Origin of the sequence: Streptomyces sp. NPDC049541 (assembly GCF_044465725.1) — a bacterium.
Classification (GTDB): Bacteria; Actinomycetota; Actinomycetes; order Streptomycetales; family Streptomycetaceae; genus Streptomyces.
On the sequence record NZ_JBITLY010000008.1, the window covers coordinates 182844 to 201000 of the forward strand.

General features: G+C 70.3%; 12 protein-coding genes and 1 tRNA gene. 9 read left to right on the forward strand and 4 right to left on the reverse strand.

From position 1 onward, the window contains the following. Positions 1-99: 99 nt before the first annotated feature. Positions 100-333 carry a chaplin ChpH gene (chpH, locus tag ACIBW9_RS29055; protein ID WP_030947654.1) on the reverse strand — a complete coding sequence of 78 codons (234 nt, stop codon included), beginning with the start codon at positions 331-333 and terminating at the stop codon, positions 100-102. Positions 334-471: 138 nt separating this feature from the next. Next, the gene (locus ACIBW9_RS29060; RefSeq protein WP_398959995.1) at positions 472-1797 is read right to left on the reverse strand and encodes a M20/M25/M40 family metallo-hydrolase; all 1326 of its coding nucleotides are present in this window, start codon (positions 1795-1797) and stop codon (positions 472-474) included. 186 nt (positions 1798-1983) lie between these two features. Between ACIBW9_RS29060 and ACIBW9_RS29065 the strand changes: the two genes are divergently transcribed. Further along, positions 1984-2068: transfer RNA gene (locus tag ACIBW9_RS29065), tRNA-Leu, on the forward strand. A 109-nt stretch (positions 2069-2177) separates the two neighbouring features. On the opposite strand, the gene ACIBW9_RS29070 is transcribed toward ACIBW9_RS29065, so the two are convergent. Next, positions 2178-3512 carry a cation:proton antiporter gene (locus ACIBW9_RS29070; RefSeq protein WP_398959996.1) on the reverse strand — a complete coding sequence of 445 codons (1335 nt, stop codon included), beginning with the start codon at positions 3510-3512 and terminating at the stop codon, positions 2178-2180. Positions 3513-3713: 201 nt separating this feature from the next. On the opposite strand from ACIBW9_RS29070, the gene ACIBW9_RS29075 reads away from it, so the two are divergent. Genes ACIBW9_RS29075 through ACIBW9_RS29095 form a run of 5 tightly spaced genes read left to right on the forward strand, consistent with a single transcriptional unit; the run spans position 3714 to position 11391 of the window. Then, entirely contained in the window at positions 3714-5048 is a 1335-nt protein-coding gene (locus tag ACIBW9_RS29075) for a sugar phosphate nucleotidyltransferase (protein WP_398959997.1), read from the forward strand. 45 nt (positions 5049-5093) lie between these two features. Continuing rightward, positions 5094-5810, forward strand: coding sequence for an SDR family oxidoreductase (locus tag ACIBW9_RS29080; protein ID WP_398959998.1), 717 nt, complete (start codon positions 5094-5096; stop codon positions 5808-5810). 55 nt (positions 5811-5865) lie between these two features. Then, positions 5866-8013 (forward strand): glycogen debranching protein GlgX, encoded by a 2148-nt coding sequence (glgX, locus tag ACIBW9_RS29085; RefSeq protein WP_398959999.1) that lies wholly within the window; start codon positions 5866-5868, stop codon positions 8011-8013. 2 nt (positions 8014-8015) lie between these two features. Continuing rightward, positions 8016-10175 carry an AGE family epimerase/isomerase gene (locus ACIBW9_RS29090; protein WP_398960000.1) on the forward strand — a complete coding sequence of 720 codons (2160 nt, stop codon included), beginning with the start codon at positions 8016-8018 and terminating at the stop codon, positions 10173-10175. Further along, positions 10168-11391 (forward strand): IS701 family transposase, encoded by a 1224-nt coding sequence (locus tag ACIBW9_RS29095; RefSeq protein WP_398960001.1) that lies wholly within the window; start codon positions 10168-10170, stop codon positions 11389-11391. Before ACIBW9_RS29090 ends, ACIBW9_RS29095 begins: the two co-directional genes overlap by 8 nt. Before the next feature lie 55 nt (positions 11392-11446). On the opposite strand, the gene ACIBW9_RS29100 is transcribed toward ACIBW9_RS29095, so the two are convergent. Then, on the reverse strand, positions 11447-13099 hold the full coding sequence (locus tag ACIBW9_RS29100) for an ABC transporter family substrate-binding protein (RefSeq protein WP_398960002.1): 1653 nt from the start codon (positions 13097-13099) through the stop codon (positions 11447-11449). Between the two features lie 148 nt (positions 13100-13247). Here ACIBW9_RS29100 and ACIBW9_RS29105 point away from each other — a divergent pair, with 148 nt between their 5' ends. Genes ACIBW9_RS29105 through ACIBW9_RS29115 form a run of 3 tightly spaced genes read left to right on the forward strand, consistent with a single transcriptional unit; the run spans position 13248 to position 17826 of the window. Then, entirely contained in the window at positions 13248-14231 is a 984-nt protein-coding gene (locus ACIBW9_RS29105; RefSeq protein ID WP_398960003.1) for an ABC transporter permease, read from the forward strand. Then, positions 14228-15121 (forward strand): ABC transporter permease, encoded by an 894-nt coding sequence (locus ACIBW9_RS29110; RefSeq protein WP_398960004.1) that lies wholly within the window; start codon positions 14228-14230, stop codon positions 15119-15121. The genes ACIBW9_RS29105 and ACIBW9_RS29110 overlap by 4 nt, the downstream gene beginning before the upstream one ends. Further along, positions 15118-17826 carry a dipeptide ABC transporter ATP-binding protein gene (locus ACIBW9_RS29115; RefSeq protein WP_398960005.1) on the forward strand — a complete coding sequence of 903 codons (2709 nt, stop codon included), beginning with the start codon at positions 15118-15120 and terminating at the stop codon, positions 17824-17826. The genes ACIBW9_RS29110 and ACIBW9_RS29115 overlap by 4 nt, the downstream gene beginning before the upstream one ends. Positions 17827-18157: the final 331 nt, after the last annotated feature.

Sequence of the window (18157 nt, forward strand, 5' to 3'; positions counted from 1 at the left end):
AAATTACTTTTAAATTTACCGCCCCCGCCGGCGCGCCCCGCCCCCCCCGCGCCCCCCCCCCCCCCCCCACGGGCGTGAACGACCCTCAGCGGGTCGACATCACTTGTTGATGCAGGTGTTGCCGAAGGCGGGGTTCAGCAGCCCGATCACGGAGATCGTGTTGCCGCAGACGTTCACGGGGACGTGCACGGGCACCTGAACGACGTTGCCGGAAGCGATACCCGGGGAGTGCACCGCGGCACCCTGAGCACCGGCGTCGGCGACGGCCAGGCCCGCACCCGCGAGAACCAGACCACCAGTGGCAGCCGCAGCAGCGACGACCTTCTTGAGCATTATTCCTCCTTGTTGGCAAAAGCGATCTCGTGTTGCTGATCGCATTACCTGTAACGAGGAGGAAGTAATGGAGCTACGAGCTGATGGTCGCATTCACCCTTCCCGGGCCCGTTCCGTACGTGCGGCCGATTACGAAGGTCACGAGGCGTCGATGAAGCGGTCCAGCACGCGCACGCCGAACTTCAGGCCGTCGACCGGCACCCGCTCGTCCACCCCGTGGAACATGCCGGCGAAGTCCAGCTCCGGGGGCAGCTTGAGCGGCGCGAAGCCGAAGCCGCGGATGCCCAGCTCGTCGAAGGACTTGGCGTCCGTGCCGCCGGAGAGCATGTAGGGGATCGCCTTGGCGGCCGGGTCCTCGGCCACCAGCGCGGACTGCATGGCGTCCACCAGCGCCCCGTCGAAGGTGGTCTCGACGGCCTTGTCGGCGTGCACGTCCTCGCGCCGCACCTTCGGCCCGAGGATCTTGTCCAGGTCGGCGAGGAACTCCTCCTCGAACCCGGGCAGGAAACGCCCGTCGACGTGCGCCGTGGCCTCCCCCGGGATGACGTTGACCTTGTAACCGGCGCCCAGCTGCGTGGGGTTGGCGGTGTTGCTGAGGGTCGCGCCGATGAGCTTGGCGATGCCGCCGAGGCGGGCCAGGGTCCCCTCCATGTCCTCCGGGTCCAGCTCGGTGCCGAGCGCGTCGCCGAGTTCGTCGAGGAAGGCCCGGGTGGTCTTCGTCACCCGCACCGGGAACTTGTGCCGTCCGAGCCGCGCGACGGCCTCCGACAGCTCGGTGATGGCGTTGTCCCGGTGGATCATCGACCCGTGCCCGGCGGTGCCGGCCACGGTCAGCTTCATCCAGTGCATGCCCTTCTCGGCCGTCTGGATCAGATAGAGCCGCCGCTGCTCGTTGACCGTGAACGAGAAGCCGCCGACCTCGCTGATCGCCTCGGTGACGCCTTCGAAGAGGTCGGGGTGCTTGTCGACCAGGTGCCGGGCGCCGTATGTGCCGCCCGCCTCCTCGTCGGCGAGGAAGGCGAGGACGATGTCGCGCGGGGGCCGTCGCCCGCTGCGCAGCCGGTCGCGCACGACCGCCAGGGTCATCGCATCCATGTCCTTCATGTCGACGGCCCCGCGGCCCCACACGCAGCCGTCGGTGACCTCGCCGGAGAAGGGGTGGTGGGTCCAGTCGTCGGCGTTGGCCGGTACGACGTCGAGGTGGCCGTGGATGAGGAGCGCGGGCCGTGAGGGGTCCTCGCCCTCGATCCGGGCGACCGTGGAGGCCCGGCCCGGGTGCGACTCGAAGATCTTCGAGTCGAGACCCACCTCGGCGAGCTTCTCCGCGACGTACTCGGCCGCCTCCCGCTCACCGGGACCCGAGTGGTCGCCGTAGTTGCTGGTGTCGATCTGGATCAGCTCGCGGCAGAGGTCCACGACCTCGTCCTCGCCGGTGACGCCCCTGGCCGTGTCCGTCTCGCTCACGCTGCTTCCTCCCGCTGTCACTGCTGGTGGTTCCCCTCATCCTCCCTCCCCGCCCGGCCGCCCCCAAGACCGGACCCCGCCCGTCACACGCCGTTCACGCCGGACGGGGGGTGACCGGGGACCTCTCGAAAGCCTGGTAATGTTTCCTTCGTCGCCGCGGGGGAAACCCCGCACGACAGACACCTTGTCCGGGTGGCGGAATGGCAGACGCGCTAGCTTGAGGTGCTAGTGCCCTTTATCGGGCGTGGGGGTTCAAGTCCCCCCTCGGACACTGAAGACGTATGACCACCTTGTGCGGGTCGAGCTGGAGCTCGGCCCGCACAAGGTGTTTTCCGGGCTCGCGGGTGGGCCGGAGCCCGAGGGGCAGAGCGGCGTCGTGATCACTCGCGTGGAGCGCTCATCCCGACGCCGGACGGTGAGGTGGCCGTCTCCGTTTCAGCGCCCTCCGCGGTCGTGGTGTCGTGGAGTCGGGCAGGGTGGAGACGGTCCAGAAGCGGGCCCGTCATCAGAGTGGTGACGAGCGCCATCAGGACCATCGCCGTGAACATCTGGGTGTCGATGAGCCGGAGGTCGAGCCCGACGCCGAGAATGATCAGCTCGGTGAGTCCTCGCGCGTTGAGGAGGACGCCCAGGGTCAGTGCCTGTCGTGCCGGGGCGCCGGCCAGTCGTGCCGCTCCCGCTCCCCCGACGAACTTGCCCACACAGGCCGCGATGAGCACGGCTGCGACCATCACGACTCCATGGCTGTCCAGCTCGTCGAACCGTACGGACAGGCCCGTGACGGTGAAGAACACCGGCAGCAGGACGCGGCTGATCTGTTCGATTTGCCGGGCGGCGTCAGGGGCTGCGGCTTCCCACTGCTTTCGGGGTGTGGCGGCGCCGAAGGCGAAGGCACCGAAGACCGGGTGCAGGCCGATGTCGTCGGAGAGCCACGCGCACAGCAGTGTGCCGGCGATCAGCAGGGCCACGGCCACGGGGGGTTGGGTGAGCCACTGGCGGTCGGAAGCGAGCAGCCGCGCCAGGGCCGGCCGCACCAAGTGGACCAGGGCCAGGACCATGGCGGTGAAGGCGATCAGCATGCGCGCCAGGGTCCACACGGTGCCGGTGTGGACGCTGACCGTGATCGCGGCCAGGAGGCACCAGGCGAGGACGTCCTGGAGGGCTGCGCTGGCCAGGGCCACGGTTCCGATGCGGTCGTGGTGCAGTTTCTTCTCGTAGACGATGCGCGCCAGGACGGGGAAGGCAGTGATCGACATCGCGGCCCCCAGGAAGAGTGCCTGTCCGAGGCGGCCGTCGGTGGTGATCTGCGGGTGGTTCGTCCAGGGGAACAGCACGGCGGCCAGGCCGGCGCCCAAGCCGAAGGGGACGGCGACGGAGGCCAGGGAGACCGAGGTGACCAGCCGCCCGGCGCCCCGCAGCTGGGTGAAGTCGAGGCGGTGGCCGACGCCGAACATGAACAGAGCCAGGCCGAGTTGGGCGAGGACCTGCAGATGGGGTCTGGTGGCTTCGGGTATCAGGTGGTCGGTGAGATGTCCGGGCAGGAGTCCGAGCAGGCTCGGGCCGAGGGCGATCCCGGCCACGATCTCGCCGATGACGCCCGGCTGCCGCGCTTTCGCGGCCAGCCGGGCACCGAGGACGGCGACAGTGATGATGACGGCGAGGGCGAGCAGTACCTGTCCGGTGATCGCCTGCGGGGGATGTGCTGCTGCAGGCATGGTTTCCACGGGCTTGAAAGTCATCTCCTCCACTACCCCACTCGTAGAGTCCTGTAAAGCGACATAATCCCTGTTCAGTCTGCTAGACAGGGCTGACACAAGCCCGCCCCAACCCGCTTAGTTTACTTTTTTACTTGACTCTACATGACAATGCCAGTTGACTGACGTTGTTGATTTGTCGGCCGAGGAGGCAGGACTGTCATGGGGGACGAGACGTTCGGAATCATCCTGGCGGGAGGCCGGGGCGAACGCGCCAAGCCGCTCACCCTCGCCTCCTGCGACTACATCCGCAGCAAGGCCCTCATCCCGGTCGTCGGCCGCCCCGTCGTCGAATGGCTCGTCGAGTCCTGCCGCGCCCAGGGCATCCGCCGCTTCTACGTGATCGCGCAGGGAGCCGAGAACCACAGCCAGATCAAGCTCGTGCTCGGCCACGGCGAACGGTTCGGCGTGGAGATCCACTACTCCCGCGCCCGGCTCGACCGGTACAACGTCGGATCGGGCGCCGCGACCCTGCACAACCTCGAACAGTGGGACCTGACGGGCCGTGCGCTGGTGCTGCCCGTGGACTCGGTCTTCCAGTTCGAACTCGGCCGGCTGACCGACACGCACGACGCCGCCGACGCCGTCGTGACCGTCGCCTCGGTCGGCCGCACCCCTGAGGAGGTCGCCGGCAAGTACGGCGTGATGCAGACCTCCCCGGACGGGCTGGTCTCGGGCTTCCTGGAGAAGCCCGCCCTCGACCGGGTCCACCGCCTCTTCGCCGAGACCTCGCCGCCCACCGCCGGCCGCACCCTGCCCACCAACGCGGGCATGTACCTGGTCGACTGCGGCCGCCTACGGCTGGCCGTGCGCAACCCCGAGATGATCCGGCTCGCCCAGCAGCGCCTCGACTGGGGCGGCGACCTGCTGCCCTGGCTGGTCGGGCGCGGGCTGCCGGTCGCGGTCTCGCCCATCGACCGGCTCGGCGACCTCGGCAGCATCGCCGACTACCTGACCACCGTCGGCGACGTCCTCGACGGCCGCTACCCGTGGATGAACAAGGCCATGGGCCCCCCGCAGAGCACCGACCCGCCGTACTGGATCCACGAGTCCAGCCTGCGCACCAAGGACAGCGTCACCGGCACCACCCTCGCCCAGAAGATCTCCGAGGGCAGTGTCGTCATCGGCCCCGCCGTGCGCATCGGGCGCAACGCCGAGATCGGCCCGGGCGTGCAGCTGCGGTTCACCGACATCGGTGACGGCGTCGACGTGGACGAGGGCGCCCGGCTCAGCCGGGCGGCGATCGGCGACGGCGCCGTCGTCGGGCCGTACGCCCGTGTCACGGACTCGTACGTCGGCCCGCTGGCGCGTGTGCACTCCGAGCGCGACAGCCCGGTCCGGCTCCTGCACTCCGCCGTCGGCGAGGCCGCCGACCTGCGGCCCGGTACCCGGCTGACCGGGGTGAGCGTGTATCCGCGGCTGCGGGTGCCCGCCGTCACCGGCCTGCCCACCGGCACCCATCTGACCAGCGCCGACGACATCCTGCAGTGGATCTGAGTGCCCCCCTATCCGGCTCTTCCGCAGCCCCCCGTGGAGATCTCGATGGACAGCCCGATCGCAGTCATAGGAGGAACCGGCCGGGTCGGCCGGCTCGTCGCCCGTCAACTGCTCGACAGAGGCGAGAGAGTCCGGGTCATCGGCCGCAGCACCCAGCGGGCCCGGCGGCACATACCGCCGCAGGCCCAGTTCTTCGCGGCCGACGTGCGCGCCCCCGCCACCGTCCGCACCCCCCTGCACGGCTGTTCCGCGGTCGTCTACACCGTGGAACCGGGCACCGACGACGCCGGTCCCGACAGCCCCGAGACCACCATGCACACCGGGGTCCGCCATGTCCTCGACGCCCTGCGCTCCGCCTCGGGCACCCCGCACTTCGTGCTGGTCAGCCAGCGCCATGTGACCCACCGCGACCATCCGATGAACGTCTACGGCCGGATGTTGGACTGGCGCCTGGCCGGGGAGAACACGGTCCGCGCCTCGGGTCTGCCGTACACCGTGATCCGCCCGGGCTGGCTGACCGACGAGCCCGGCCACGGTCATCTGCACCTGGAGCAGGGCGACATCGGCGACGGACGCGTGACCCGCCCCTACGTCGCCGACGCCTGCGTCCGTGCGCTGTACTCCCCCGCGGCCCGTGGCGTGACCTTCGAGATGCGCAGCGAGGTGGGGCCGGCCACCGGTCCCGTGCCCTGGGAGGAACTGTTCGCCGGACTCCGTGCCGACGACCCGGCCGCGGCTCGCGCCGCACTCTCCCGAGGGTGATCACCATGTGCATGACATTCCGATCGACGCTCCGACCGACCCTGGGACAGATGCCATGACGGAACAGCTGACACTGAGTCCCGACCAGGAGGCCGGCTCCTACGGCCGGCCGCCCTCCGACGTCACCCCCGGGCGGCCCCAACCGCTGGGCACCACCGTCGATGCCGACGGTGTCAACTTCTCGCTCTTCTCGGAGCACGCCACCCGGGTCGACCTGCTGCTGTTCGAGCACTGCGACAGCCCGCGCCCGTACCGCACCATCACCCTGCTGCCCGACCGGCACCGCAGTTTCCACTTCTGGCACTGCCACGTCCGCGGGATCGGCGCCGGCCAGGTCTACGCCTTCCGCATCGACGGACCGCGCGACCTCAGCAACCTGGGCACCCGGTTCGACCACCGCAAGGTGCTGATCGACCCGTACGCGCGGGCCAACGTCAACAGCCGCTGGGAGCGGACGCACGCCATCGGCCCCGGTGACAACGTCGAGCACTGCATGCGAAGCCTGGTCGTCGACCTGGACGCCTACGACTGGGAGGGCGACACACCGCTGCGCACACCGATGGCAGACACCGTCATCTACGAGATGCACGTGCGCGGCCTGACCGCCTCCCCGACCTCGAACACCGAACACCCCGGGACCTTCTCCGCCGTCCTCGACAAGATCCCGCACCTGCGCGAACTCGGCGTCACCGCCGTGGAGTTGTTGCCGGTCTTCGACTTCGACGAGACCCAGATACTGCGGTCGGGGCCTGACGGCACCCCCCTGCGCAACTACTGGGGCTACGACCCCTACGGCTTCTTCGCCCCGCACACCGGCTACTGCTCAAGCCCCCATCTCGCCACGCACATCACCGAGTTCCGCGACATGGTGAAGGCCTTCCACAGGGCGGGCATCGAGGTCATCCTCGACGTCGTCTTCAACCACACGAGCGAGGGCAACGAGTTCGGCCCGACGATCAGTTTCCGGGGTGCGGCCAACGAGGCCTACTACCACCTGTGGCCGCAGGACCGCTCCCACTACATGGACTTCACCGGGTGCGGCAACGCCGTCAACGCCAATCATCCGATGGTCACCAAGTTCATCCTGGAGTGCCTGGAGTACTGGGTGACCGAGCATCACGTCGACGGCTTCCGCTTCGACCTCGCCTCCGAACTCTCCCGCGGTCCGCTCGGCTACGAGATGGCCGTGCCGCCGGTCCTGTGGGCGGTGGAGCTGTCGCAGGTGCTCGCCGAGACGAAGATCATCGCGGAACCGTGGGACGGCGGCGGCCTTTATCAGGTCGGCCGGTTCCCCGGGAAGCGCTGGGCGCAGTGGAACGGCCCGTTCCGTGACGACGTACGGCGGTTCGTGCGCGGCGACGCGGGCATCGTCGGCGAGGTGGCCTCGCGGATCGGCGGCTCCGCCGACCTGTTCGCGCCGCAGGGCGAACTGCCCACCAACAGCATCAACTTCATCACCTGCCACGACGGCTTCACGCTCAACGACCTGGTCAGCTACAACGCGAAGCACAACCACGCCAACGGCGAGGCGAACGCCGACGGAGCGGACGAGAACTACAGCTGGAACTGCGGCGTCGAGGGGCCCAGCGAGGACCCGGAGATCGAATGCCTGAGGACGCGGCAGATCAAGAACCTGCTCTCCCTCCTGATGCTCAGCCGCGGTGTGCCGATGCTGCTGGCCGGCGACGAGTTCCGCAACAGCCAGGACGGCAACAACAACGGCTACTGCCAGGACGGCCCGGTCTCCTGGCTCGACTGGAACCAGGCCGCGAGGGAGAAGGAGACGACGAGCTTCACCCGGGGCGTCATCCAGCTCCGCAAGCGCTACCGCACCCTGCGCGAACCGCAGTTCTTCTCCGAACGCCTCAACTCCCGCTCCCTGCCCGACATCACCTGGCACGGCACCCGGCTCCACCAACCCGGCTGGGAGGACCCCAACGCCCGGGTGCTGGCCTGCACGTACGGCGGTTTCGACGGTGACCCGGATCTGCACCTGATCCTCAACATGTACCACCTGGGGCTCGACTTCGAGCTGCCCGACATCCCCGGTCACCGCTGGCACCGAGTTCTCGACACGGCCCGCCCCGGCCCCGACGACATCCTGCCGCCCGGACAAGAGGAGCTGGTCGACGGTACGACCCACCACGCCCAGGGCCGCAGCGTCGTCCTGCTCGCGGCCCTGCCCGACCCGAAGGGCACCTGACCATGAGCGCACCTGCCCGACGACACATCCACTCCGACACGCTCGCCGGCTACGTCACGTACTACAGCCCGACCGGACGCCGCTTCGGCCTGCGCACCTCGGACGAGCGCGAGTTCACGGTCCACCTCTCCTCGAACGCCGTCTCGCGCATCGTCCGCAACCTCGGCGAGCCCTACCGCGACACCACGTCCGACACCGTCGACATGCTGGCCGAGGGCCGGTTCGTCTTCGCGTACGGCATCTTCTACGAGTGGGAGGGCGGCTCCCGCTTCGACGCCAAGGAGATCACCTTCCCGGAGGAGACCCGCGGCCAGTACGTCTTCGAGCACCCCAACTGGTGGGTGCGACAGGCCGCCGCCGTGGCCGACTTCTATCTGCGCGGGCACTTCCCCGACGGGAACTACGACTGGCGCAACTTCCGCACCCAGCTCACGCTCAGCGGCACCCATCTGCCGGACTTCGACGGCGTGGACGTACGCCAGGAGACGGACACCATCTCCCGGCTGGTCTACGGCCTGTCCACGGCGTACCTGCTCACCGGCGAGGACCGCTTCCTGGAGGCGGCCGAGGCCGGCACCGTGTACCTGCGCGAGCACATGCGGGTGAACGACAAGGCCGAGGGCATCACCTACTGGTACCACGGCATCGACATCACGCCCGCCGGCCATCGCCCCGTGTTCGCCTCCGAGTTCGGCGACGACTTCGACGCGATCCCGATGTACGAGCAGATCTACGCGCTCGCCGGTCCCACGCAGACGTTCCGCATCACCGGCGACCCACGGATCCTGGAGGACATCGACCGGACGGTGGCGCTGTTCCAGAAGTACTTCCGTGATCCCGTCTGGGGCGGGTTCTACTCGCACCTGGACCCGATCACGCTGGATCCGAACGCCGACGCGCTCGGCCGCAACCGGTCCCGCAAGAACTGGAACTCCGTCGGCGACCACGCGCCGGCATACCTGATCAACGCCTATCTCGCCACGGGCCGCCCGGACTTCGCCGCGCTCCTGGAGGAGACCGCGGACACCATCGTGGCGCGGTTCCCCGACGAACCCAACAGCCCCTTCGTGCAGGAACGATTCCACGCCGACTGGAGTCCGGACCGGACCTGGGGCTGGCAGCAGGACCGGGCGGTGGTCGGCCACAACCTCAAGATCGCCTGGAACCTGACCCGCATCAAGTCCCTGCACCACAAACCGGAGTACGCCACGACCGCCGAGCGCCTCGCCGAGACCATGCCGGCGGTGGGCAGCGACGGGCTGCGCGGCGGCTGGTACGACGTGGTCGAGCGGCAGCCCGATCCGGACAGCGGCATCCACCGCATGGTCTGGCACGACCGCAAGGCCTGGTGGCAGCAGGAGCAGGCGATCCTCGCCTATCTGATCCTGGCCGGCACCACCGGCGACCCGGAGCAGCTGCGGCTGGCGCGCGAGGCGGCGGCGTTCTACAACGCCTTCTTCCTCGACTACCAGGACGGCGGCGTCTATTTCAACGTACTGGCCAGCGGCATCCCGTACCTGCTGGGCACCGAGCGGTTCAAGGGCAGCCACGCGATGGCCGGTTACCACGCGCTGGAGCTGTGCTACCTCTCGGCCACGTACACCGGGCTGCTGCTCAGCCACGACCCCGTCGTACTGCACTTCAAGCCCCGCCCGGACGACCTCCCGGACCGGGTGCTGCGGGTGGCGCCCGATCTGCTGCCGGCCGGCTCGGTGGAGCTGACCCGGGTGTGGGTCGACGACCAGCCGTACCGCGACTTCGACGGCAAGGAGCTGACCGTCCGGCTGCCGCGCGGCGAGGATCCGGTCCGGGTCCGCGTCGAGCTGGAGCCGGCCGCGATGCGCCTGAGGATGCGCACCTCGTTCGACGGCGGCACCGCGCACGTCAGCTGCCACGGTGTGATCGACGCGGCCGAACTGGGCAAGTTCCGCCGGATCCTGGCCGAGGTGATGGCCGCGGCTCCGCAGCGCGTGGAGTTCCATCTCTGCGAGGTGGGCGGCATGTGCCGGCCCGCCATCAACGAGCTGCTGTTCCAGCGCACCAAGGCCGGTCTGGACGTCGACTTCGTGATCGTCGGCTGTGCGCTGCCGGACGTGGCGGACGCGCTGCTCGCGACGGACGCCTTCCTGCTGGAGGGCGGTGACGACTGCAACCATGAGTGAACTCGCGACCTTCGCCGTCCCGATGTCGTCCGTGCGTGCCCCGAGCGCGCCGCCGGGCACCGCCGCCGGGCTCCCCGACTACTGCGGCGAGCTGTTCGGCGACTTCACCCGGGCCGACCAGCGGCGCTGGGGCGAGGTGTACGTGCGCGGGCTGCTGGACGTGCCCGGGCGCAAGACGCCTGCCCGAATCTCCGAGCACGTGCTCGGGAAGCGGGCCGTGCAGCAGATCCAGCAGTTCGTGAACCAGAGCCCGTGGGCCTGCGCTCCGGTGCGCGGACGGCTCGCCCGGCAGATGGTGCGGTCCTTCCGTGCCGAGGCCTGGTCCATCGACGAGGTCGTCTTCGCCAAGAACGGCGACCGCTCCGTGGGCGTGGCCCGGCAGTACGCGGCCTCCCAGGAACGCACCATCAACTGCCAACTGGGCCTGGCCGCCTCGCTGGTGGGGCACGCCGGCGGGGTCCCGGTGAACTGGCGGCTGCTGCTGCCGGCCCGCTGGGACCAGGACGAGCGGCTGCGCCGGCAGGCGCACGTGCCGGTGCAGGAACGCTGCCGTCCGCGCTGGAGCTACGTTCTGGAGGCGCTCGACGAGATGCTCGACGAGTGGTCCCTCGAACCGCTTCCGGTGCTGGCCGACTGGCGCAGCCAGAGCGACCCCGACCCGCTGCTGCGCGGTCTGGAGGCACGCGGCCTCGGCTACGTCGTCCAGGCGGCGCCGCACACTCCGGTCCTGCTGCCCCGACGGCGGGCCACCGCCTCCGGGGTGCGCAGCAACCTGGCCGAACTCGCCGGGCGCGCCGCCCGCCACGCCGAGCGGACCTCGGTGACCTGGCACGACCCGGTCACCGAGCGCATGCGGCACTCGGAGTTCGTCACGCTCCCGGTGCTCCTGCGGGCCGACCCGGCTACGGGGACCGGCCCGGCGTCCCGGCCGCGCCTGCTCCTCGCGGACTGGCCCTACGGCCGGCCCCGCCCGCGCGCCTACTGGCTGACGAACCTCCCCACCCGCCGCCTCACGGAGACCGTACCGCTGGTGCAGTTGCGGCGGTTCGCCGAGGAGGCGCTGGGCCGGATGCACGAGGAGTTCGGGCTCGGCGACTTCGAGGGGCGGTCCTTCCGGGGCTGGCACCACCATGTGACGCTGGCCTCGGCCGCGCTCGGCTACGACATGGTGCGCCAGCAGGCCGACGAGAGAGCGCTGAGCCATCCGCGTGCCTGAACACCCACACCGCGGCGGCCCCGTACGGACACCTCCGTACGGGGCCGCCGTACGCTCACTTCTCCCAGCCGACCAGGCTGAAGTCGACGTCGCCGAGACCTGGCACCCCGTAGTTCGCCAGGCCCTTGCGGACGGCGATGATCTGAGGGCGCTGGTAGAGCTCGATGTCGTGGCCGAGCCGCCAGATCTCGGCGTCGGCCCGGTCGTAGAGCCGCTGCGCGGTCCGCTCGTCGAGGGTGCCGGAGGCCTGGCCGAGGAGCCTGTCCACCACCGCCGATCCCACCCTGCCGTAGTTCTGGTACGTCTGTCCCGCCTCGGGGCGGCGGTAGATGGCGTACGCGGAGCTCGGGTAGGTCAGGCCTGTGAACCGGAAGATGACGAGATCGAAGTTGCCCTTCTCCAGGTACTGCGGTCCGTAGGCGGAGGCGGGCACCTGCTGGATGTCGACCCGGACTCCGACCTGGGCGAGCATGTGCTGGACGAGCTGGGCGAGGTCCTCGCCCAGCCGGTTGGTGCCCTCGCTCAGTACGAAGCGGAGGGTGAGGCTGCGGCCGTTCCTGACCCGTGTCCTTCCGGGGCCCGGGCTCTTCCAGCCCGCAGCGTCGAGGGCGCGTTCGGCCGCCTTCGGGTCGTAGGTGCCGTAGGGGCGGGAGTTGTCGGTGTATCCCGGCTGGTTGGTCATGAAGAAGTGGTTGCCGAGCAGCGGCACCTTCACCGGCAGGCCCTGGGCCGCGACGTCGGCCAACGACGCGCGGTCGACAGCCCGTTGGAGGGCGTTGCGCACCGAGCGGTCGACCAGCGGACCGCCCGCGCCGTTGAGGGTGATGTGCACCTCGTCCCAGGCGGAGCCGATGCGGATCTCGCTGTCACGCGCGTTCTTCAACTGCGTATAGGCCTCGCTGGTGGCGGCGTTGACCGCGTCGACCTCGCCGTTCTGGAAGGCCTGGAGGGCGGCGTCGGCGTCGAGCACCCGGAAGACGATCCGGTCGAGGCGGGGCCGGCTGCCCCACCACCGGCTGTCGGGTACGAAGGTGAGGGTCTGCGCGGTCTGGTCGACGGAGTCGAGCCTGAAGGGGCCCGCTGTGATGGGCAGTCGGCCCTGCCATCCCGAGTTGAAGCGCCCGGGGGTGTCGTAGGCGGCGGCCGGGAAGAGAGGGGTGAACAGCCTGCGCCAGTCGGCGTACGGCTGCTTGAAGGTGACGCGTACCTCGTGCGCTCCCGCGCCCTGGCGCACGTCCCCGATGCGGTCGTAACCGCTGGTGTCGGCGACCAGGTAGCGCGCGTCGCCGCCGCCGAGCGCGTGCCACTGCGCGGCGAAGTCCCGCCAGCCGAGCGCTCTGCCGTCGGACCAGCGGGCCTTCGGATTGAGCCGGTAGGTGACGACCTGCGGCGAGTCACTGGTGACGGACGCGGAGACCAGGTACGCCGGCACGGCGTGCGGGACGCCCTTGACGTCCCGGGCGAAGAGCCGCGGCTCGGTCATGCTGTCGACGCGCCACACGTCGTCGAGGGCGCCGTCGACGTGGTCGAAGTTGAACTGCGTGATCATCTGCGCGAGCGGCAGGGTCAGCGTCCCGCCGGAGCGCAGCGAGCTCGGCGGCCGGGCGTTGATGTCATACGTGCCGTATGTCGGCAGCGCCCGGCGCGAGGTGTCGGAATGCGAGGAACCGGAACAGCCCACCACGGTCAGGGCAGTGAGAGAGCACACCACCAGCCACGCGAGCCATCCTCGTATCCGCCACACGCCACGGCCCTCTCAGTTCGGACGAACCGTCAACTGCCCGGATATTTTCTCGAATTGAGGAGCCGGAGCTTAACATCACGAAGTGTCGCCCACATGAAGCGGAACAAGTCGCATGCTCTCCCTGATCATCCGGCGCCTCGCCCACTGCGTGATCCTGTTCCTCGCCTGCGTCGTCCTCACCTACGCCCTCGCCTCGGTCGCGCTCGACCCGCGCGCCTACTTCGAGGACCGGCAGCCACCCCCGCCCAGCCGGGTCCTCGACCGCGAGCTGTCCCGCCTCGGCATGGACGACCGCGTCCCGCTGCCCGAGCGCTTCGCGCACTGGGCGGGCCGGGCCGTCCGCGGCGACCTGGGTCTGACCATCGACGGCGGCTCCGTGAACGCCGAGTTCGGACGCCGGGTCGGGGTGTCCGTACGGCTGCTGCTGGTGGGCACCGTGGCAGGAACGGCCGTGGGCGTGCTGGCCGGGGTGTGGGCGGCGGTACGGCGGGGCCGGGTGGGCGACCGGGTACTGACCGTCTTCTCGTTCGCGGTGCTGTGCGTCCCCACCTTCGTCCTGGCGCTGCTGCTCAAGACCGGGGCGCTGGCCGTCAACCAGGCCGTCGGCAGCACGGTCATCCGCTACACGGGCGAGCACACACCGGGCCTGCAGGGTGACTGGGCCGTCCAACTGTCCGACACGGCCGCCCACTTGCTGCTCCCTGCGATCTGCGTGGCGCTGCCCGCGATCGCCTCCTACAGCCGCTACCAGCGGGCCGCCACCCTCGACGTGCTCGGCGCCGACCATCTGCGCACCGCCCGGGCGAGGGGGCTCACCCCGGGCCGCGCCCTGCTGCGGCACGGGTTGCGGATCTCGCTCATCCCCGTGTCGGTCTTCTTCTCGTACGGTGTGCTGGCCCTGTTCACCGGGGCCGTGTTCACCGAGAAGATCTTCGGCTGGCCCGGCATGGGCAGCTGGCTCATCGACTCGGTGCAGAAGGGAGACGTGAACTCGGTCGTCGCCGTCAACATCTTCGCCGCGGCCGTCGTTCTGCTCGCCGGGCTGCTGGCCGAGGTTCTGCACGCCCTCCTCGACCCCCGGGTACGGCGGCCGTGAGGGCCGGGGGGCGCGGGCGCGCGGTCCTGCGGCGGGTGCTGCGGCGTCCGGGGGCGCTCGGCGGGCTCGCGGTGCTGCTGCTCCTGCTCGCCCTCGCCTTCCTGGGACCGTACGTATCCCCGTGGACGTACACGGACGTCGATTACACGGCGCTCAGCCACCCGCCGGACGCACAGCACTGGATGGGCACGAACCGGATCGGGCAGGACGTGTTCGCCCAGGTCGTGCGGGGGCTGCAGAAGTCGCTGCTGATCGGGCTGCTGGTCGCCCTGTTCTCGACCGTGCTGGCCGCGGCGGTGGGCGCGGGCGCCGGCTACTTCGGCGGCTGGACGGACCGGGTGCTGATGTTCGTCGTCGACCTCATGCTGGCCCTCCCCACCCTCCTCGTGCTGGTGGTGGTCACTCCACGGCTGCGGAAGTGGGGCTGGCTCACGCTGGTCGCGCTGCTGGCCCTGCTGGGCTGGATGGTCACCGCGCGGGTCGTGCGCGGTATGACCCTTTCCCTGAAGGAACGTCAGTTCGTGGTGGCGGCAAGGCTGATGGGTGTCTCCCCGGCGCGGATCATCTGGCGGCATGTGCTGCCGCACACGGCATCGTTCCTGATCACGGACGCGACCATCGCTGTGGGCGGGGCGGTGATCAGTGAGACCGGACTGTCGTACTTCGGTCTGGGGGTCCAGCCACCCGACGTCTCCCTCGGCACGCTGATCGCGGACGCGACGGACGTGGCACTGGTGTATCCGTGGATGTTCTTCTTCCCCACGGGGCTGCTGATCGCGTTCGTGCTGGCCGTCAACCTGATCGGGGGCGCACTGCGGGACGCGCTCGATCCGACGACAGTGGGCCGTGCGGGGCCGTCCCGTACGACTGTGCCGGGACTGTCCGGATGAACGCCGTACTGCAGGTCCGTGACCTGACGGTCTCCTTCTCCTTCTCCGTCGGCGCGGAGCGCCGCCCGGCGGTGCCCGTGGTGCGCGGCGTCGATCTCACGCTGCAGCGCGGAGAAGTGCTGGGCCTGGTGGGCGAGTCTGGGACCGGCAAGACGCTCACCGCGCTCTCCCTGATGGGGCTCGCGCCGCCCGGCGCCCGGGTGGGCGGCTCGGTGCGGCTGCTGGGCGAGGAGGTGTCGGGGCTGCCCGAGCGGGAGTTGGCGCGGATCCGCGGGCGGCGGATCGCCATGGTCTTCCAGGACCCGTTGCACGCCTTCACCCCGGTGCTGCGGGTCGGCGACCAGATCGCGGAGGCCCTGCGCATCCACCAACGGCCGCGTCCGCGGCGCGAGTCAGCGCTGCGCAGGGCGGTGGAGCTGCTGGACTTCGTGGGGGTGCCGCAGCCGTCGCGGGCCGCACGCGCCTATCCCCACGAGTTGTCCGGCGGGATGCGTCAACGGGCCATGATCGCGATGGCCATGTCGAACGGCCCCGACGTCCTGCTCGCGGACGAGCCCACCAGCGCGCTCGACGCGACCGTGCAGGCGCAGGTGCTGGAGGCCCTGGCCGCCGCCAGGCGGGAGACCGGGGCGGCGCTGCTGCTGGTCACCCACGACCTCGGGGTCGTCGCGGGTTCGGCGGACCGGGTCGCCGTGCTGTACGCGGGCCGGATCGTGGAGACGGGTACCGCCGAGGCCGTACTCACCCGGCCCCGGATGCCTTACACGGTCGGCCTCGTCGGCTCGGTCCCACGGCTCGACGCCCGCACCGCCCTCACGCCGATACCGGGCACGGCCCCGGCCCCGGGCGCAGCGGGCCCCGGCTGCGCCTTCGCCCCGCGCTGCCCCCTGGCGGAACCGGAGTGCGTGGCCTCCGACATCCGGCTCCTTGAAGTGAACAGCCCGACCCGGCCCGACCCGGCTGAAGCGGAGGCTCACGAGGCAGCCTGTCGACGCGTGCCGGTGGTCGCACATCGGACGGCGGCGGAGCTCTTCCCGCCGAGCGGTGCGGCGATAGCAGCGGCGGGAGGCGGGGCGGCGAGCACACCCGCGCCGGACGGAGTGGCGAGCACACCCGCACGGGACAGGGCGGCGAGCACACCCGCGCCCGACGGGACAGCAAGCACACCCGCCCACGACGGGACAGCAAACACACCCGCCCACGACGGGACAGCAAACACACCCGCCCACGACGGGACAGCAAACACACCCGCCCACGACGGGACAGCAAGCACACCCGCCCAGGGCGGGACAGCAAGCACACCCGCCCAGGGCGGGACAGCGAGCACACCCGCCCAGGGCGGGACAGCGAGCACACCCGCGCAGGGCGGGGCTGCGGCTGCGCACGCCCCAGGCGGGACGGGAGCCGTACCGGCACCGCGTGGGACTGCCGATACCCCATCGGGCGAGGTCGCAGTCACACCGACGCCGGGCATGACAGCAGCCACGCCCGCGCCCGGCGGGGGCGCAGACACACACCCGCCCGGCGAGGGGCAACGGGGGTCTGGGGGGTGCTTCGCTCTGTTCCTCCCCAGGAGATCGCGTCCGGCGCTCCGCCTCCCCGAGCATGACGGGGCGGCGCCCGAGTCCGACGTGGTGCTCCGGGTCTCCGGACTGGCCAGGACCTACGTTCCTCCCGGTGGCCGGCACCGCCGCGACCGGGCCGTCCGTGCCGTCGAGGAGGTCGACGTGGAGGTGCGTCGCGGGGAGACCCTCGCTCTCGTCGGGGAGTCCGGGGCCGGTAAGTCCACGGTCCTGCTGGAGATCGCGTCGTTCACCGCCCCGGAGGCGGGGGTCGTCGAGATTCTCGGGCAGGACGTCGCAGGGCTGTCCCGGCGGACGGCACGTCTGCTGCGCGGCGCAGTGCAGATCGTGCCGCAGGACCCCATGTCGAGCCTCGATCCGCGGATGCCGGTGGGTGACATCGTCGCCGAGCCGTTGCACGCCCGGCGCGTGCCACGGGCCGTCGTGGCAGCGCGGATCCCCTGGCTGCTCGCTCAGGTGGGCCTGACCCCGGCGGACGCGGAGCGTTACCCGCACCAGTTCTCCGGGGGCCAACGGCAGCGCATCGCGATCGCCCGCGCTCTGGCCGTCGAGCCCGCGCTGGTGCTGCTCGACGAGCCCGTGTCCGCGCTGGACGTGTCCGTGCAGGCCCAGATCCTGGACCTGTTGCTGCGGCTCAAGAGGGAGTTGGGGCCGGCGTATCTGCTGGTGTCGCACGACCTGGCCGTGGTCCGGCAGATCGCCGACCGGGTGTCCGTGATGTACGCCGGGCGGACGGTGGAGACGGGGCTCGTGGCCGAGGTCTTCGACGCGCCGCGCCACCCCTACGCACGTGCCCTCCTGTCGGCCGTGCCGCTGCCGGACCCGGTCGCCGAACGCGCACGGCGCCGGGTCGTGCTGCCCGGCGAACCCCCGGCCGGCGTCCCGGTCGTCACAGGGTGCCGTTTCCGGGCCCGCTGCCCCGTCGCCTTAGCCCTCCCGCCCGGCCGGCGACTGCGCTGCGAGACCGAGATACCACGGCAGACCAAGGTCACTGGGGCCGACACCCATACGGTGGCCTGTCACTTCCCGCACGACGGACCGGCCTGGTCGCACACGCGGAAGGACCGCTGGACGCCCGGCCGGCCGGGGAACCCGCCGCCGGGCCGTCCACCGGTCCCGTGAGCCTGCTTGCCACTGCCGTGCGGTTGTCGCGCCAAGAAACGTTTCAGCGCCCCTTCACTGATCCATGGCCCGCTTCAGCAGCAGGCACCGCTCGCGCCACTGGACTGAGAGAGGCCCTCCCGCAGCGGATGTTCCGAGGCACCCGCACCGCCTATCCAGAGTCCGCTCGTCACCAACCCACCGACGAAGACAACGATTGCAATGAGCGCTATTGCTTTGAGGCTCATGAAATTCCCCTCTCCGAGCGTACGGGGTGTGCATTGACAGATGAAGTCAACAAGGAATGACTAGTTGAGTCAAGTACTAAATTCGTAAAGGATGATCTAGATAA

Excerpts from the sequence above, each read along its gene's own strand:
- ACIBW9_RS29090 (WP_398960000.1), top strand. The coding sequence starts at position 8,016 with ATGAGCGCACCTGCCCGACGACACATCCACTCCGACACGCTCGCCGGC.
- chpH (WP_030947654.1), bottom strand. The coding sequence starts at position 333 with ATGCTCAAGAAGGTCGTCGCTGCTGCGGCTGCCACTGGTGGTCTGGTT.
- ACIBW9_RS29070 (WP_398959996.1), bottom strand. The coding sequence starts at position 3,512 with ATGCCTGCAGCAGCACATCCCCCGCAGGCGATCACCGGACAGGTACTG.
- ACIBW9_RS29095 (WP_398960001.1), top strand. The coding sequence starts at position 10,168 with ATGAGTGAACTCGCGACCTTCGCCGTCCCGATGTCGTCCGTGCGTGCC.
- glgX (WP_398959999.1), top strand. The coding sequence starts at position 5,866 with ATGACGGAACAGCTGACACTGAGTCCCGACCAGGAGGCCGGCTCCTAC.
- ACIBW9_RS29075 (WP_398959997.1), top strand. The coding sequence starts at position 3,714 with ATGGGGGACGAGACGTTCGGAATCATCCTGGCGGGAGGCCGGGGCGAA.
- ACIBW9_RS29080 (WP_398959998.1), top strand. The coding sequence starts at position 5,094 with ATGGACAGCCCGATCGCAGTCATAGGAGGAACCGGCCGGGTCGGCCGG.
- ACIBW9_RS29105 (WP_398960003.1), top strand. The coding sequence starts at position 13,248 with ATGCTCTCCCTGATCATCCGGCGCCTCGCCCACTGCGTGATCCTGTTC.
- ACIBW9_RS29115 (WP_398960005.1), top strand. The coding sequence starts at position 15,118 with ATGAACGCCGTACTGCAGGTCCGTGACCTGACGGTCTCCTTCTCCTTC.